This window comes from Robinsoniella peoriensis (assembly GCF_000797495.1).
Classification (GTDB): Bacteria; Bacillota; Clostridia; order Lachnospirales; family Lachnospiraceae; genus Robinsoniella; species Robinsoniella peoriensis.
This window is the reverse complement of record NZ_JTGN01000002.1, coordinates 86,262-103,382: the sequence shown is the minus strand read 5'-3', so window position 1 is coordinate 103,382 and position 17,121 is coordinate 86,262. Positions and strand designations below refer to the sequence as shown.

Sequence of the window (17,121 nt, the reverse complement as noted above, 5' to 3'; positions counted from 1 at the left end):
GCGCATCTGGAAGCAATAACGTTATCAGGAGGTAATCTATGGGAAAATCCAAGGTATATTTTACAAACTTACATACCAGAAACAATGACAATCTACAGCAAAAACTTGCACGTCTGATTAAAAAGGCAGGCATTGGCGATATTGATTTTAACAAAAAATATGCGGCAATTAAAATTCATTTCGGCGAGCCGGGGAATCTGGCTTATCTACGTCCAAACTACGCAAAGACCGTAGTGGATGTGATTAAGGAACTGGGTGGTAAACCGTTTCTCACAGACTGCAATACCCTTTATGTGGGGGGACGCAAAAATGCCCTGGACCATATCCAGAGCGCTTATGAAAACGGATTTTCTCCTTTTTCCACCGGATGCCATATCTTAATCGGTGACGGATTAAAGGGAACAGACGAGACCCTGGTTCCTGTAGAGGGCGGCGAATATGTGAAGGAAGCAAAAATCGGGCATGCTATTATGGATGCGGATATTTTCATCACACTGACACATTTTAAAGGCCATGAAGCTACCGGCTTCGGCGGAACTTTGAAAAATATAGGGATGGGATGCGGATCCCGTGCCGGTAAAATGGAAATGCACAGTGCCGGCAAACCATTTATTAGAACAGATGAATGTATCGGATGCGGCATGTGCAGCAAGATCTGTGCTCACGATGCAGCCGTTGTCACAGATAAAAAGGCTTCCATTAACCATGATAAATGTGTAGGATGCGGCAGATGTATCGGCGTCTGTCCCCAGGATGCCGTTAAAGCAGCCTCAGATGAATCCAACGATATTTTAAACTGTAAAATCGCAGAATACAGTAAAGCAGTGGTAAGCAAAAGACCGCAGTTCCACATCAGTCTTGTCATGGATGTTTCACCGTATTGTGACTGTCACGGCGAAAATGACATACCAATCGTTCCGGACGTGGGCATGTTCGCTTCTTTTGATCCGGTTGCACTGGATGTTGCCTGCGCAGATGCAGTAAATAAACAGCCTGTAATTCCCGGAAGCCTTTTGGATAAGAGCACAGACCACTCTCATGACCACTTTCATGCCGTTAGCCCGGATACTGACTGGAAAGTTGGTATTGAGCATGCCGTTAAGATTGGGCTTGGGAATAAAGAATATGAATTAATTGAATTAAAATAAAAGCAGGCACAGGGTATGATAAGTACCCCCCATTGCACCAACGGCAGATATCAGGATTTAAGCAGCAAGATAAATTAGAAATATGACACCCTGTTCCAGTCTGTCAAAGCGCTGTTCCCTCGGGAAAACAGCGCTTTTATTTAATTACATAATTTATTATCTAATCCACCATATGATTCCCATTCCAATCAGCACAATGCCCAGAATCCTGCCTATAAGAATACTCTTCTTTACGCCTGTCAGCTGTATCGTCTGAGGCGTACAGAAGGGAAACAGGGTTATGGCTGCCCCCAGAATTACAATCATCAGGCAGACGACCCATTCCCCCAGAATAAACGATGCAAAAGTACAAAGGATCATAGGTACAAATATCAATACCAGAAACAGTTTTTCATACTTCTTCGCAAAGCTTAGAAAATTTTCGCAATCCTCTTTACACTTTTCACCACAAAAAGTACAGGTTAGCCCATCTATTTTTTCAATAACAGCATTTTCTATCCCTTCGGGAATTTTTTTATTGCAGTACATACACTTCATAGTTCAAACCACTCCTTTTTCAAAGAACTTATCCGTTATGTACTTAGAATAGCTCATACTTCCGCTGATTGCAATCCCCTGTTTACTTTTTAAGTTGGTGTGGTATCAGGATTCATCTGGATTCTGTCTGATTCACTGACACCGCCACATCCAAATGGTACAAATGAATACCTCTGTGTCCAGGTAGTCTCCTGGGTGATATCGGGATTTACAATCTTATCCTCATATCCATAAATTCCTTTAAAGGTATTTGGTCCAACATAATTATTTTCACCCTTCATGTGATGATGGGGTCCAAGCAGATTCCGGTTCGTTCCAAGAAGCAGTACCTCTACCTGATTCTCTCCATCCACAAGCATCTCTGTAAGATCTGTCTCATAGGGTTCCATATATAGCAGTTTGTCTTTGCCATTGCAGCTGACTTTTACTGCTGCAGCGTCTACCCTGTTCAGACAAATCCACTGATGCATACCTGCTTTCTTTTTAACGGTTGTTCTGAACTTAAGATTTCCCCTGTAAAACCACAGACCCTGGGGGGTCACATCTGCGCTTCCATTTAATTTTCGGTAGTCTGACAGTATAAATCTTTCCGGGTCTGCGGTCCAATGTGTTGCTTGTCGCCAGTACCGTCCCTGGATATCTACTGAAAAATCTCCTTTTATATATATCGCCTCCGGTTCCACGGGATAATAAAAACGATTTACCTCTGTCTCAAACAGCCCTTCTACATCCTTTATATTATTCCCGGGCAAATGATATCTCAGAGTAATGGTATTCCAGCCCTCTGTCACATATTCGCCCAGTTCATATTCGTGGATTTTACGGTCCAGATACCAGCCGCCCCGACAGCTTGTAATGGATGCTTCATTACACCAGATACCGGTACAATCATCATCCTCTAAAGCTGCTATAAGTGGTGACTTGTTGCTTCTTCCATCGAAAAAACGATATTTGATATAGATCTCCCGGGCGTTTTCTCTGTTAATATGCTGATACAGCAGCGGATGCATTTGTACCACCTGCATCTCTTCGGAATAATGCTGTCCATCCAAGGAAAAGGACGCATAGTCCAGTGTCAGGGTATTCTCTCTGTCAGGTTCCCAGGTACCATCCAGCCGGTTCATAGATATTTCCTGATATTCCTGACAGCTGCCTATTCCATCCTGTAATTCCATCAATACTGATTGATACCCGCAAAGCTTCAGTGATACCAGCGTCTCATCTTCTCCCCGGACAACAGCAAGCTGCGTTTTCTCTCCCGTTTCCAGATTCACTGTAAATGCGCTGCACTGACCTGCAACCTGTACGGTCAGTTCCCTGCAGCTGTCAACATATCGGTTCCACACATATACATAATCAGAAACATCCCGTTTTACAGCCACATGGAGACCATGGGCAAGATAGAAACCATTCTTCTCCAATACGGCTATCTTACGCTTATAATGAAGGGCTGCAAAACATTTCTGCCAAAAATTTCTGCTGTTCTGAATGACATAGCACTCATGTATCCAACTGCCTTCCCCCTGTAATCCCGGAACCTGGCTGGTAAATAAGACAGTCCCACCGTTTTCATGAAATTTCTGAAGAAGTTTCCAGGTATATTCCTCTAAGATTTCTGCCTTTGGAACAATCACATATCGATATGCACAATTTCCGATTAAAAATCTGTCACCTTCTACACTTCCACAGTCATGGATTACCTCCTCATCTCCCAGGTCAAATCCCACCTGTATATCAAGCAGATTCTCCAAAAGTTTTCGATAAGAGGCTGCATATTCTTCCTCAATGGCGTTTTGTTTCCCGTGATATAAATACATGGTTTTCAGCGGTGTGAGTACCACCAAATCTTCTGCCCATATCCCCTTTCCCATATAGGCACCAATCCCCTCCATCCACTTTGCCACGTGATAAAATTCCTCCCACCATGGTTCCTGGTAAGAGTAAAATGCAGGATAATCCCTTTTTCGGATTCCTTTGATAGAATGAGGACCAATATGCAGAACCGGAACATTAATTCCTGCCGCTGCCTGCCAGCCCCAGATATGACACATCTGCTCAAAGCTAATATTCCATCCTGCACAGCCAAAAGTTTCTGAAAGTACTTTTTTTCTGCCATACTGCTTTGCTGCACTGGTTACCTGTTTTGTCAGAAGAACAGGCGTAATCCGCCTCCCTAAATGGTCAATCCCAGGCATCTGCATGTATTTATATTTCGGCATGACCCCTGCTGTACTGCTCATCTGATGTATAAGGCTGTCTTCCCCTGGAAAATGCCCGGTAAATATAACTCCATTTTTTTCACACCAGTCATAGATCTGACCTGCAAAATTCTGCTGCATCATCTCCTGTACGGTATCCCAGTAATCTTTTCTGTATTGGTCCGTAAAATCTGTATTCTCTTCAAAAAGATACATATTCCTTAAGAAGGAATACCCATTGCGCTTCTGGAAATATGCTTCCAGCTCCTCACTGTAAGGCAGTCCCTGAAAACTATACTGTGGCTCGTCTGTAAAGAATCCGGGAACAACCGTTCCAAAATACTCTCCCAGTTCCTTTTTATATCGTTCATGTGTTACCTCTATGAACTTTTTTGTCACTTTCTCAGACAGTAGATCTACATAGTCCGGTTCTGTCATATAACAGAAGAACAACTCACTTTCCGATTCTTCTGCCGGTTCATAACCCTCTTTTGTTTTACGGAAGGATGCAAGGAAATGACTTTTCACAACCTCTTCTCTATTTCTTGTTGCTGCTAAATACTTTGCCTGGTATTCGACGCCGCATCCATTGACAAGTCCCCCGGCAAATCCGCTGGGCCAACCATCCTCATCATAAATCCAGGCTTCCATCTGTAGCTGCTTTGCTTTTTCAGCTGCTGTACGGCAGGCATGGAACCATTCGTCAGATAGATATGGTGTAATAAGACCCGCTCGGGAATGCATAAAAAATCCTTTTAAACCCTGATCATAAAACTCCTGGATTCTCTGGCAGATGCTTTCATCATCCATTTCCTCATTCCATGCCCAGAAGCTTAAGGGAGCATAAGCGTTTAAATCCAGTTCCGGTAATTGTTGTCGTTCCATTTTTTTCCTCCTTGTGTGTCTTATTCCTTAACTGCTCCGCCGGTGAGCCCTGCCACAATCTGATTTGAGAACAGGAAGTAAAGCACCACTACAGGAACAAGGGTAATTACAACGGCAGCAAATGCATAATTCCAGTTTTTCAGAAAACTCTCCATATATTTATAAACACCCAGGGTAAGCGTTCTCACATTTGCCTTACCCAAAAATACCAGCGGCATATAAAAATCGTTCCAAATCGTAACCGAGTTAATTAGTGCAATGGTTGCCAGCACTGGTTTACAAATCGGCAGTATAATTCTCCAATAGATTGTAAATTCTCCTGCTCCGTCCAGTCTGGCTGACTCCTCTAATGCCTCTGGTATGGTGCTGAAAAATTTGGAAAAGACAAACACGGGAAAGGACATTCCTGCACCGTACAGCAATATTAATCCCAACAGATTATTTAAGAGACCAAGACTTCGCAAAATAATAAACAGTGGAAGAAGCCCCAGTTGTATAGGAAACATCAGGCCAAGCATAAAATAGGTCTGTACTGCACCTTTCATTTTAAATTTATAACGTGAAAGACCGTATGCGGTCATAGAAGCCAGAAAAATTAATAGGGAAATTCCACCCACGGTTAATATGATACTATTCATGAAATATCTCAAAAAATGATCCTGCGTCAATACCCTTTTGAAGCTATCCAACGTAAATTCCGCAGGTATACCAAAAGTATTTTTAATCAGTTCCCCTTTTGTCTTAAAAGAATTTAATACTGTAATTCCAATAACTAAAATTGTGCTTAATGTTACAATAAAGAGCATTACGGAAAAGATGCCTCTGACCGTTTTTTCTCCTGCTGACCGGATAATTTTCTTTTCTTTATTCATTTTCCACCTCCTAATACTCGTATTCTACTTTAGACAGCAGCCTATTCTGAATCATGGATACTGTGAAAATGATGAAGAACATGACCACACTGATTGCTGATCCAAATCCCATATTCGACTGACCATTTAATGCACTGCCGAAGGTGTAACGGTAAAATACCATATTTACAAAATCCAGGGAATTATTTACTCCTCCGGTAGCACCTCCCAGGATATATGGAAGGTCAAAAATACCCAGTGCCCAGATTGTACTCATTATGATATTCGTAGCACAGGACGGAATGGACAGTGGTATTACAATTTTATACAGACGCTGCCAGTCATTACATCCATCAATCATGCTTGCCTCAATAACAGAGTCCGGAATATCCTGCATGTTCGCATAGAATATCATCATACCGGTACCGATCCCCTGCCACATAATTACAATTACCATCAAGGTAAACGCAAGTTTGGGGTTGCCAAACCAACTGCTTTTTTCAAGCCCCACAGAAGTCAGCATTTTATTCATAAAGCCGATATTAGGATCAAATAGTATAGTAGCAAAGAAACTGACTATGGTTGTACTGATTACATAGGGAAGAAACAGCATGAAACGATAGTATTTATGGCCTTTGATTTTAATGTATAAAAGATATGCAAGTCCAAACTGGATGGGTGTTATAATAACCAGAACTACAACCATATATTTGATATTATTTTTCAGAGCGTGAAAGAAAGTAGGTGAAATCCGGGAGTCCGTAAGAAGTACCCGAAAGTTTTCCAGTCCGGTAAACTTCATTTCCCCTAGCCCTGACCATTCATGTAAGCTGATAAACATAGCAAAAAATATTGGTACAATGATGAATACCGTATACATAATAAATCCCGGGGCTATGAATCCAATATACGGTCTTTTTTTCCTAATTTTATTCTTCATATTTATACCCATTGCATATTACAGGCTTACCTGCAATACTGCCACAAAAACAGGTGAAAGAATCACAGTGTGGCTGCCTTTCCGTTTTTAAATTTTCTTTCACCGTTCCTCCTAAAAAGGATGCCCAAAGAATGATTCTTGGACATCCTCGAGAGCGTGTTGCAAATTGCTTTCTGACCGCTGCGCGTCACAGTTTGTGGGAGATTTGTCCCGAAGGAAGGGCACGCAGCGGGCTACGTAACCTGAATCGGGGACAAATATGCCGCAATGCGGGGCGCTTTTTAAGTGATATTACTGCATGACTTCTCCAAGATTATCCAACAATTCCTGAACCGTCATAGCTTTCGATGCTACTTTTACGGAATCTTCCTCCCATACACTGGTAGCAGATGCACCCTCTTTATTATATTTTGACAAATTTGACTGCCAACTGGTAAACGTTTCATCACAATCAGAAATTTCTTTAGCCACTTCATTAGAAGATTCAATTTTAGGGCTTCCGGAAACACTTCCCAGGGTTTGTACCCAATTGGTCTGCGCTTCCAGAGTAGCACAGTAGTTTAAGAATGCCATTGCGGCCTCTTTATTTTCTGTGCCGCTGTATGCAGAGAATCCATTAGCAAAGGTTCCTACCATACCTGAGGTGCCTTCTTCACTTGGAATCTGGAATGCTCCCAGATTTAAATCCGGATTATTTTCCTGAAAAGACGTGGTACTCCAGGAGCCTCCCACAAACATTGCTGCTTCTCCCGTAGTAAATGCCAGACTGGAACCATCATCATCTACTCCCAGCCATCCGTCTCCAAAATAGCCCTTGTCTGCCCATTCAAGCATTTTATTCAGAATATTCCCGAACCGTTCATCATTTGCTTTTGAACTGTAATCAGCTAATCCTCTGGTGTATTCCGGTTCTAAAGCAGATCCCATTGGCTCTACAAAAAACAGAAGCGGCCAACTTGTCATACCGGATAAGGAAATTGGGATTTTACCGCCCTCATCCAAGGCAGCCAGCAATTTTTCATATTCGCTGAATGTTTTCGGTACCTCTAAGCCAAGTTCCTTGAAGATATCCTTATTGTAATAACAGGTTCTGGTATCAAATGTCATCCACGGTACGGAATAACGCTTACCGCCTATGGTTGCCAGGCCATAAGACGATTCCTCCAGATCACCCATGTCAACAGCATCTGTAATATCCATAATTGCTCCCTGGGACACATATTCTGCCATCTGGGCCGTAGCTGTTCCATTTGTCCAGAAAATATCCGGTGCCTCACCTGCCTGAATTGACGTAGCCAGCAGGCTGTAATACTGATCGCTGGGTTTCACCTCATATTCTACCTCAACATCCGGATACTTCTCATTAAAGCCCTCAATCAACTGGTCTAAGGCATTTTCAAAATCCGTACTGTGTTCCCAGATAATAAGCTTCCCTGAAATATCAGCTCCTGCACTTTTCTCTGTATCTGCACTTTGTCCTGTTTCCGTATTCGCCTCTGTTTCTGTTCCTTTCTCTGTCTGTCCCTGTTCCACTGTTTCTGCTGCCAAAGTCTCCTTAGCAGTCTCCTGTACTTTTTCTGTTTCACCCTTACCACAACCACCAAGCATGGTTCCAATCAGCGCTGCACTGAGCAGTCCGCATAAAATTTTTCTGTACTTCATTTTCTATCCCTCCATTTTTTTGTGCTCCGGAACTTTTGATAATTCTATTATAAATTTTTATACAAAATAAGACAATGAACATTCTTTTTCAAAAAGTTCATTGTCTTATCCCTCTTTTAACACAGTTGTTTATTTTCGTACAAAAAAATTCACAATCTCACACAGGATTCACTTTTTTAAACCATTTCTGTATTCACGGATCGTAATACCCGTAATTTTCTTGAACAAACGGATCATATAATTCACATTATAAAACCCGGTAAGCTCCGAAATTGCCTCCAGAGAATAGGACCCGCTATGAAGATAATCTTTAACTTCTCCTATTCGTTTCTCATTGATATAGTTTATAAAGGTAGTGCCTGTATACTTTTTAAACATCTGGCAGAAATAGTTAACACTCATATAAAACCGCCCTGACACCTCAGCCAGTGTCAGCTGCTCTTTAAAATGTTCATCGATATATCTTAAAACTTTAGGAAAATCATCTGATTGATCCAATTTTTTTAAAATTGCTGTTATAAATCTGCCTATATGATCTATGGTAATATTCTTAAGAACCTTCATGCTGTATACGTCATATAATTCCTGATAGCTTAGATCATATTCCATGAATGCCTCTTTTTCCCCTTCCAAATGATAAAATTTTATCACATCACTTAACAAAACATGGAAGCTTTTCAGTATTGTTTCCTTTATACTCTCCGGCAATACTTTACGTATCCTGCACTGTACCAGATAGTCTTCCAGTTGTTCAATGAACCTTCTCATCCCATCCTCACTTATCAGACTTTCTATATCCAGCTGCAGATCCAGATAGCACTTCTCTGACGGAATATCTGCAAATATTTCCCGTTTATCATAGAAACGGTATTCAAGGTTTTTAAGCGCTGTCTCATAATTTTCCTTCATCTGTCTTTGGTCATCAAACAGCCCGCTGATTCCCATAGCTAAGGACCGGTTCACATATAGCCTGGTATTCTGCTCCAACCTGTAATAGACACCGGATACCCTTTCCAGCCGGTTGCTATCCTCCATATCCTTCATAAATTGGAAGATTAGAAACATCCTGCCCTGACGATCCCGCAAAAGAGTGGCACATTTCGTCTGAGCTACCGCATCGTCCAGGACCTGAAACAGCATGTCCGCATCCAGATTCTGCGTTTTCTCCCTGCCGGAATCATCATATTCTTCCCAAAGCTTCAATGCCGCAATCTGATACATTACCTCCTCGCAAGAAGGTTCTCTATCCGGCCATATCCCAGGTTTTTCCTTTTGGGACAAAGACACTGACGGAGCTTCACTGCCGGTCTCACTCTGTTTCTTTTTATAGATTTCCCGAAGCTCATTGACCAGAATATCCTCACATACCTCCTGCTTGAGCATGTATTTATCCGCGCCCAGATCCATGGCATCCCGTACATATTCAAAGTTTTCATGGCAGCTAATAATAACAATGCCGCAGTTATAATTACATGCCTTTAGCGCTTTGATATATTCCAGTCCACTCATCTGTGCCATCTCAATATCAGTCAGAACGATATCCACTTCATCCCGTTCCATATATGCCAAAGCTTCCTTCGCCGTTGCAAAAGTACCTTTTACCTCAATATCCTCGTATCCTTCCAGATAAGTCTTTATTCCTAAACGAACCAGTACCTCATCATCAACAATCATTACTTTCATTTCTGAATCCCCCCTGCTTCTCAACCGGCAGCAGATAGCTGACCTTGGTTCCTTTTCCAATCACACTCTCGATCGTCATACCAAAAGGTTCTCCATACTCTAGTTTAAGCATCTGCTGTACATTTTCCAGTCCGATTCTCGTGTGCCTGGTATCCGGATCTCTTTTTTCCTTTAATTGCCCTACCTCAAATCCCACTCCATTATCTGTAATTTCCACATGCAGATACTTATCCTGATAAACCCTGATGCAAATCATTCCAATTTTTTCTGATTGATTCAATCCATGAATAATTGCATTTTCTACGATTGGCTGTAATAGAAATCTTTTTATCTGCAGATCCATGGTATCTTCATCCGCCCGGATCATCAAGTCGAAATTTAAGAATCGGGCTTTTTGTATGTTGGCATAATTTTGCAGAAGCTCCATTTCATCCCTGATCGTATTATTTTCATCTGTCCTTTTTGACATATTCATAAAGATCTGAATCAATGATTCTATCATCTGTCTTATATTTTCCTGCTTGTTAATCACCGCAATCCATTTAATTGTGTTCAGTGAATTATAGATAAAATGAGGACTCATCTGCATCATCAGCGCCTGCATTTTGAACTCATTTTTTTCTTTTTCCTCTTCTTTTACATCCTCCATGAGGTGTTTCACTTCCTGAACCATGGTATTAAAATGGTCTGTCAGCTTTTTCATCTCACCTGTTTCATGACTGTCCAATTGAATATTCAAATCACCTCTGGCAAACTGGTCCACTCCATAGGTAAGATTATTTACCGGAAGAAAAATCTGTTTTTTCAGTATCCTGAAAATTAATACCATAAACAGCAGTATCACGCACAATGAACCCCAGAACACACTGGCAATGCCCTGAAATTCCTGTAGAATCGTACTTTGAGGCATAACACTTAAAACTACGTATTTTGTATCATAGGATGTTCGGAACACCAGCAAACTTTTTTCACCTGCTATTTTCTCAGTGGTATGATTGTTCTTTTTGATACTTTTCTTATAAATCTGCGCTATTTCTCCTACCATTTTCGGATCTTCTTCCGGCGACCAGACGAGTGTTCCATCTGTCAGCATAAGAAAATTTCGGGACCCACTTAGAAAATCCGTCCTTTTAAATATATTTTTCATCAAAGCTCCACTCATATAGAACCAAAGGACTCCTGCTTCTTCTTTGTCTTCGTTATAAAGTACTCTTCCTGCTATTAGTATTTCCCGTCCACGTCCGGAATAGGGGTGCACATTTTCCATGGGCAGCCAGACAAACCTCCCATTTCCCGCAGATACTTTTTCATGATATTTTTCACAGACTGCTTCCTGTTCGATAAATTTTTTACCTGTCACATACGTTTGATCCGGCCCTTCCCATATGGCAGTCAGAAGACCACTGTTTGTATTAATCAGATTATCCAGCACTTTATGTACCCTTTCCCTGGCAAATACATTATCTTCATTTTCATACCCATTGTAGTAAACCGACATCGACAGGTTTTGATACCCGGAGCAGATGTCATCCAACTGCTCCTGCATGGAATATAAATTATTTGTCTGATTTTCAATGGACATTTTATAAGCATAGTTGGAAATAGTTCTATAAAAAATGATAAAAAGCAATAGAAACGGAATAATAACCAGACATAGAAAGCTGATTGTAATCCGGTTTCTTATAGATAAGTTACGAAACCTCCCCATTCAGAACCCCCCTTTTGACAGCATTATTTCTTTCAATATAACTTGAATCTTCAATAATTACAAGAGAATATATGACTGTCTTCGGTGAAATTTCTAAAGCTACCCGACTTGTTTAATCGGGTGAGCTGAGTAAAGAACGCTTTGCGAATGGGGATTGTGTACTCTATGCTTTTTGCATTGCATTTTGCGGGAAATCCAGTCTGTTCACCCGGTCCATAGCTTCTCCTATCTGCCTGGTAGTAAACCCTTCGCCATGAACTTCATTAGATTCCATTACGATTAAAAACGATTTCGGATCTGCGGCTTTTACGGCCTTCTGAACAAAATACATTTCTTTATTATTGCAGGCACATAAGACGACCTGGCGCTCATCCTGCTTGTAGCCTCCCATTGCATTCATAATAGTAGAACCTCTGCCGCAGCACTCTTCTATCACCTCTGTAACCTCTTTTCCATGGTCGGTAACGACGATTGCCAGCTTTCCGGCATTGATTCCGTACATTACTTTGTCTACAGCCAGGGCAAAGATGAAGTTAATGATCATACCATAGATAATTCCATCTACATCTTTGAAAATAATACCGCCTGCCAATATAATTCCCACATCAGTTAAAAATGCAATTCTTCCAAGAGGCAGATAGGGCTTCAAAGCTTTCACCGCCATGATAATGAAGTCCGCACCTCCCGTAGAAGAGTTTGCCATATAAATAATTGCATATCCAAAACCACCGAAAACTCCGGTGCAGATAGCTGCCAAAAGCCTGCTTCCCTGATATACAGGCAGTAAAGGACCAATAAAATCGATCATCAGTGAAGAAATGACCATACAACGCAGTGACCGGAAGAAAAATCCTTTTCCCAGTAAACGGTAGCAGATCAATGCAACCGGAATATTCAGTACTATCGTAGTTGCTCCAACCGGCAGATCAAACAGACGGTATAATATAATGGATATACCGGAAAATCCGGTCATTGGAAAGTTCGCGTGTAATGCAAAATTGTAGATGCCTATAGCGATTAAAAGACTTCCCAAAAGTTCGATCCCTATAGTTTTAAAAGTTGATTTTGTGAAAATTTTCTCTCTCATTTCAGAAACCCTCCTAAATTTAATATAATTTACAACGAAAAAAAGCCATTGCGAAATATAATAATATAATTCGCAATGGCTCTTGTCTATTACACAATATCATAGGATTCCGGATCTGTCAACACCAAAACCCAGTCTCCATGACCCTCTCCTTTAAAAGGAGGATGAAATTCCATTTGCTTTTGATTCATCAATTGTCCTGCAAAACTGTATACCCCAGTTTCCGGATCCATCCAGTAGGTATCTAAATTATTAGGATAGGCAGATAAATCCAGCGTAAAAGGTTTCCCCAGATAAGAATAGCAGATTATAAAATCTTTTCCGGCAAATACACTGACTCTCTCGTACTTTTCTCCCTGACCGGATACCAGAAGATGACTCGCGGGAACACCATTTTGATAATCCACCTGTTCCATCAGATTTTTCAAATGCTTCATCTGGGAAGATCCTGCGTTATGTATTGCTTCTTTCCATTCCTGTTTCACCCCGAATGCCCCTTCTCCGTCTTTTTTTGTATAGAACTGCATAATGCTGTTATCCCCGTAAGTGTGCCCAAATGCACCTTCTAATACAGACCAGTAAGCGTATCTGCGGACATCCCAGGACTGCCAGTATCCCTGGGTTTTATCATGTAACCCCTGCAGTACCTGTTCATAAGACGGCTCTCCGTCAATGGTCGGTTTTATTGGAATCAGGCTATGGTCACGTTTTACATATTTCCAATTGTCTTCCCCGTAATTATCCGGGTTCTTACCATTATCATCCCAGGACTGCATCACAAGCTGGTCATATCTGCGGTGCCCCGACTGGAACATATTAAAATCCAGCCATTCTTCTTTGTGAAACCAAATGGAGGATGAAGTCCTTCCAAAGGGATGAAACCCTACAAGCTGTCCCTTACACCCCTGTTTCAGTCTTGAACCAATTCTGCAGAATACTTCCGGCGCTGCTTCCCCTTTCACATCTCCTCCTACCAGCCAGATAATATTGGGTCTGCTGCCAAATCTCTCAATTAAAAAGTCCAGGTAGGCATCAGCATTTTCCAGGTTCAGATAGCCTCTTGCCACATTTCCTCCCCATGCAGGAAGCAATGCCATATACAGGCCAAGTTCCTCCGCCATATCAACCATTGCTTCTGTTCTTTTCCAGAAATTCCCCTCCAGATCGCAGACTGCGAAATCTTCATTTACAAGGGCATTACTTCCATCAATGTTCTTCTGCGGCCACTCATGAATCAAAGTGGTCTGGATTACGTTATATCCCTTTTCTTTACGGTTTCTCAGATATCCCCAGGCTTCCTCCTCCGTTAAGTGGCTGAACATCAGCCAGGCTGTATCTCCAAGCCAAAAAAAAGGTGATTCGCCATTTGCCAGATATCTTCCGTTGCTGCTTACGCATAAGGTACCCTTATCCCAGGGTTTCTTTTTATCAATCATAGCTTTTCTCCTGCTTCTTCATTTTTATCGCACATTATAATTATTAATAGTATATCAGACAACTTTGTAAAGTTCTAATAATTTTGTTAGTATTCCGTCACGGTTTCTATTATACTAATTAGAAAACACTACCTGAATTAGCCGCAATTCACACCCGGCTTTGCGGCATAGGAGGCTGCCATGTATATTATGAGTTACTCAAAAGACGAGACACAATCCCTCTATTTAGCTTCCAGCGAAGATATGTTTCACTGGAAAGATTTAAATAACGGGGCACCTGTCCTGGATCTGAATGACCAGGGTAAAATTATCCGTGACCCTTATTGGTTTACGGATAATCAGGGACTTTTCCATGTACTTTTCACAGATAACTGGAACAGCACGACCATCGGCCATGCCGTATCACGGGATCTGCTCAGCTTTGAAATGGAAAGCTTTATTCCTGTCATGGGAGATAACAGCGACGTTGCCAACTGCTGGGCTCCTGAAATATTTATGGACCATGAAACCAACGAATACGTACTGATCTGGTCATCCAGTTTTTATTCCAGGAACACAGACAAACGTATCTCGAATCGAATTTTCAGCTGCCGCACAGTTGATTTTAAAAGCTTTAGCAAACCGCGCAAATTTTTTGATCCCGGACATCAGGTCATTGATGCTACGGTTACTTTCAAAAACGGAATCTATTATATGGCTTTTAAAGACGAACGGGGACATAACAGTCCCGACTCTCCCTACTGCGCCATACGTACTGCTATTTCTACCAAAGCAAACGGACCTTATTACAATATATCTGCCCTGCTGACACCCTGGCGAAGCGAAGGTCCGATCCTGGTTCAGCATAATTCTGATTTTTATATGTTCTACGATTCCTTTGGTGACCAATGTTACCGGGGGATCAGAAGCAGCGACTTTGAGAACTGGACTGATATTTCAGACCAGATGGAATTCCCCGAAAATTGTAAACACGTATGCATTCGTGAATACAAAATGTAAAATGCAAAGCCTATCCTTTTTAAGGGCAGGCTTTTTGTCTGTTATTTTTATACATGCTGGGCGTTACCCGGTAAGTTTCTTTAAATTGCCTGGAAAAGTAGGAGAAGTTGTAGTACCCTGTCTCCACTGCCACTGCTCCTACCGGAAGGTTGGTATTATCGAACAGCCTTTTGGCTTCTTTTAGTCGCAGCATATTAATATATTGGTTCAGGGATATTCCGTTTTCCCTTTTAAATATATGTGAAAGATAGGTAGGATTGAAATAAAGAGCGGCTGCGACATCATCTCTTTTAAAATCTTCGGAAAGATGTTCCATTACATATGCCTCTACCTTTTTTATCATTGCAGCATTCATCTATCGGATACACTCCATTATATCGGATACTTTGACCACATTTCCTGTCTTCATAGCCTGCTCCATAGCAGCCATAACCGCCAGCGTATGTATTCCTTCCTGTAAATCCGGCTTGGGTGTTATGCCCCTGTTCATATCTGATGCAAAATGTTCCATGTAATTCTGATATTCACCTGCATGGTGGCTTTCATTTTCAAACCGGAAATAATATCCATGCTTATCTGCGAATTCCTGCAATTTAGCTGTTTTTTGAACCGGCTCGAAATTAGTGTAATATTTCAGCTTCGGATAGCCTGCCCGGCTGATTCCTTTGGAGCCGCGGATGGTGCAGCTGATGGATTGCTCTACGGCGCTTCCAAGCGTTGGTGCAGCATAGGCTCCGGTTACACTGGCAAATCTGCCGTCTTTGTTTTTTAAGATAAACTTTAACGTATCGGGCACATCAAGACCATAGGATCTGGTATTCTCACTGACTACACCCAAACCATACACCTCTTCGATTTCCGGCAGATACCACACCGCAAGATCTACTGCATGTATCATAAAATTATACATCCAGGAAAATCCCTGCTGATGGCTCCAGGCACGTTCCAGAAACCATCTGGAATCGCTGATGTAGTGGGTTTCAATTGTCTCCACTTCTCCGTGTTTTCCGGCTTCATAGTCCCTTCTCTGCCGCAGAGCCGGCTCAAAATACCGGGAACTCTGTCCCACAAATACAGCCTTGTTCGTCTCTTTTTGTACCCGGATCAATTCTTTTGCTTCATCCAGATTAATCATCAAAGGTTTGGTACAGATAACATGCTTTCCGGCTAACAGAGCCATTTTAATATGTCTTGCATGCAGCTGGTCCGGCGTATAGATTCCGATAACATCAATCTTCGGATCTTTTAGCATCTCTTCATAACTGGTGGTGTATTTATCAATTCCAAACTCCTGACAACGCTCTTTGCACAACTCTTCATTTAAATCACAGATATTTCCCAGTTCCCACATCTTGCTGTTTAATACTGCGGATATGACACTTCTGCCTTCGCCTAATCCTAAGACACCCATTGTAAATATATGATCCATGTTCCAACCCTCCTGTTTGCTTTTTCTTAGCATAACAAAACATGGGGATAATTGCTTGTAACATGTTTGAAAATTCTTGCACTATCTTTGGATTTATGTACAAAATGAATTTTTGATTTTTGCTTTCTCTATTAAAATATAAGTCTTATATCTAATAGGATTTGCAATAGAATGACTGTATCCCAATATTATAGTTCCATATTTGAACTAGTCGAATAATTCTTCATATATTAAGTTGCTTTATAATCACTATTTTTAAATCCCTTAAATACTACTATACATATTATATTTTATAAGTTATAATATATATGCTGTTGACTCTTTCCAGCAGGAAGGAGGTGCTCCTATGCAATACATATTAAGCTTTTTAATATCCGTGATAGCAGGTATTATTTGCTACTATATTTGCAAATGGTTAGATGGAAATAACAGCAACAGCTAACTAAAAAATCCCCCGCAGAAAGCACCTGCGGGGGATTTCTTTGTGCAACTACGCACATACATATTAGCTTTTTAACTGATTTTATCATAGCGCAGATAAACAGATTTGTCAACCCT

Annotated in this window: 13 protein-coding genes and 1 pseudogene; 2 read left to right on the top strand and 12 right to left on the bottom strand. The window is 41.3% G+C overall.

Annotation, left to right across the window (positions count from 1 at the left end; genetic code table 11):
- Positions 1-38: 38 nt before the first annotated feature.
- Entirely contained in the window at positions 39-1,148 is a 1,110-nt protein-coding gene (locus tag QR40_RS04295; RefSeq protein ID WP_044293603.1) for a DUF362 domain-containing protein, read from the top strand.
- 156 nt (positions 1,149-1,304) lie between these two features.
- On the opposite strand, the gene QR40_RS29495 is transcribed toward QR40_RS04295, so the two are convergent.
- The 10 genes and pseudogenes from QR40_RS29495 to QR40_RS04250 form a co-directional block, all read right to left on the bottom strand.
- Positions 1,305-1,685: a hypothetical protein gene (locus QR40_RS29495; RefSeq protein ID WP_052377965.1), complete on the bottom strand. Its 381-nt coding sequence runs from the start codon at positions 1,683-1,685 to the stop codon at positions 1,305-1,307.
- An 89-nt stretch (positions 1,686-1,774) separates the two neighbouring features.
- Positions 1,775-4,768, bottom strand: a complete 2,994-nt coding sequence (locus tag QR40_RS04285; protein ID WP_044293601.1) for a glycosyl hydrolase — start codon at positions 4,766-4,768, stop codon at positions 1,775-1,777.
- Between the two features lie 20 nt (positions 4,769-4,788).
- The gene (locus QR40_RS04280; RefSeq protein WP_052430698.1) at positions 4,789-5,640 is read right to left on the bottom strand and encodes a carbohydrate ABC transporter permease; all 852 of its coding nucleotides are present in this window, start codon (positions 5,638-5,640) and stop codon (positions 4,789-4,791) included.
- Between the two features lie 10 nt (positions 5,641-5,650).
- Complete coding sequence (locus QR40_RS04275; RefSeq protein ID WP_044293600.1) at positions 5,651-6,559, bottom strand: carbohydrate ABC transporter permease; 909 nt, start codon at positions 6,557-6,559, stop codon at positions 5,651-5,653.
- Between the two features lie 111 nt (positions 6,560-6,670).
- Positions 6,671-6,823 (bottom strand): annotated as a pseudogene (locus QR40_RS33005) (DUF6783 domain-containing protein); the annotation flags it as partial.
- Positions 6,824-6,850: 27 nt separating this feature from the next.
- Positions 6,851-8,221: an ABC transporter substrate-binding protein gene (locus QR40_RS04270; protein WP_044293598.1), complete on the bottom strand. Its 1,371-nt coding sequence runs from the start codon at positions 8,219-8,221 to the stop codon at positions 6,851-6,853.
- 168 nt (positions 8,222-8,389) lie between these two features.
- Positions 8,390-9,904 (bottom strand): response regulator transcription factor, encoded by a 1,515-nt coding sequence (locus tag QR40_RS04265; RefSeq protein ID WP_044293597.1) that lies wholly within the window; start codon positions 9,902-9,904, stop codon positions 8,390-8,392.
- A complete protein-coding gene (locus QR40_RS04260) occupies positions 9,885-11,612 on the bottom strand; it encodes a cache domain-containing sensor histidine kinase (protein WP_044293596.1) in 1,728 nt (575 codons plus the stop codon). The genes QR40_RS04265 and QR40_RS04260 overlap by 20 nt, the downstream gene beginning before the upstream one ends.
- A gap of 163 nt (positions 11,613-11,775) precedes the next feature.
- Positions 11,776-12,699 carry a YitT family protein gene (locus tag QR40_RS04255; RefSeq protein WP_044289637.1) on the bottom strand — a complete coding sequence of 308 codons (924 nt, stop codon included), beginning with the start codon at positions 12,697-12,699 and terminating at the stop codon, positions 11,776-11,778.
- Positions 12,700-12,788: 89 nt separating this feature from the next.
- A complete protein-coding gene (locus QR40_RS04250) occupies positions 12,789-14,135 on the bottom strand; it encodes a glycoside hydrolase family 140 protein (protein ID WP_044293595.1) in 1,347 nt (448 codons plus the stop codon).
- Between the two features lie 189 nt (positions 14,136-14,324).
- On the opposite strand from QR40_RS04250, the gene QR40_RS04245 reads away from it, so the two are divergent.
- The gene (locus tag QR40_RS04245; protein ID WP_160295772.1) at positions 14,325-15,134 is read left to right on the top strand and encodes a glycoside hydrolase family 43 protein; all 810 of its coding nucleotides are present in this window, start codon (positions 14,325-14,327) and stop codon (positions 15,132-15,134) included.
- A 19-nt stretch (positions 15,135-15,153) separates the two neighbouring features.
- On the opposite strand, the gene QR40_RS04240 is transcribed toward QR40_RS04245, so the two are convergent.
- Complete coding sequence (locus tag QR40_RS04240) at positions 15,154-15,477, bottom strand: helix-turn-helix domain-containing protein (protein ID WP_160295771.1); 324 nt, start codon at positions 15,475-15,477, stop codon at positions 15,154-15,156.
- A gap of 12 nt (positions 15,478-15,489) precedes the next feature.
- On the bottom strand, positions 15,490-16,563 hold the full coding sequence (locus QR40_RS04235) for a Gfo/Idh/MocA family protein (RefSeq protein WP_027295889.1): 1,074 nt from the start codon (positions 16,561-16,563) through the stop codon (positions 15,490-15,492).
- Positions 16,564-17,121 lie beyond the last annotated feature (558 nt).

What these genes read in the sequence shown, in the direction of transcription:
- QR40_RS04295 (WP_044293603.1), top strand. Translation starts at nt 39, where the DNA reads ATGGGAAAATCCAAGGTATATTTTACAAACTTACATACCAGAAACAAT.
- QR40_RS29495 (WP_052377965.1), bottom strand. Translation starts at nt 1,685, where the DNA reads ATGAAGTGTATGTACTGCAATAAAAAAATTCCCGAAGGGATAGAAAAT.
- QR40_RS04285 (WP_044293601.1), bottom strand. Translation starts at nt 4,768, where the DNA reads ATGGAACGACAACAATTACCGGAACTGGATTTAAACGCTTATGCTCCC.
- QR40_RS04280 (WP_052430698.1), bottom strand. Translation starts at nt 5,640, where the DNA reads ATGAATAAAGAAAAGAAAATTATCCGGTCAGCAGGAGAAAAAACGGTC.
- QR40_RS04275 (WP_044293600.1), bottom strand. Translation starts at nt 6,559, where the DNA reads ATGAAGAATAAAATTAGGAAAAAAAGACCGTATATTGGATTCATAGCC.
- QR40_RS04270 (WP_044293598.1), bottom strand. Translation starts at nt 8,221, where the DNA reads ATGAAGTACAGAAAAATTTTATGCGGACTGCTCAGTGCAGCGCTGATT.
- QR40_RS04265 (WP_044293597.1), bottom strand. Translation starts at nt 9,904, where the DNA reads ATGAAAGTAATGATTGTTGATGATGAGGTACTGGTTCGTTTAGGAATA.
- QR40_RS04260 (WP_044293596.1), bottom strand. Translation starts at nt 11,612, where the DNA reads ATGGGGAGGTTTCGTAACTTATCTATAAGAAACCGGATTACAATCAGC.
- QR40_RS04255 (WP_044289637.1), bottom strand. Translation starts at nt 12,699, where the DNA reads ATGAGAGAGAAAATTTTCACAAAATCAACTTTTAAAACTATAGGGATC.
- QR40_RS04250 (WP_044293595.1), bottom strand. Translation starts at nt 14,135, where the DNA reads ATGATTGATAAAAAGAAACCCTGGGATAAGGGTACCTTATGCGTAAGC.
- QR40_RS04245 (WP_160295772.1), top strand. Translation starts at nt 14,325, where the DNA reads ATGAGTTACTCAAAAGACGAGACACAATCCCTCTATTTAGCTTCCAGC.
- QR40_RS04240 (WP_160295771.1), bottom strand. Translation starts at nt 15,477, where the DNA reads ATGATAAAAAAGGTAGAGGCATATGTAATGGAACATCTTTCCGAAGAT.
- QR40_RS04235 (WP_027295889.1), bottom strand. Translation starts at nt 16,563, where the DNA reads ATGGATCATATATTTACAATGGGTGTCTTAGGATTAGGCGAAGGCAGA.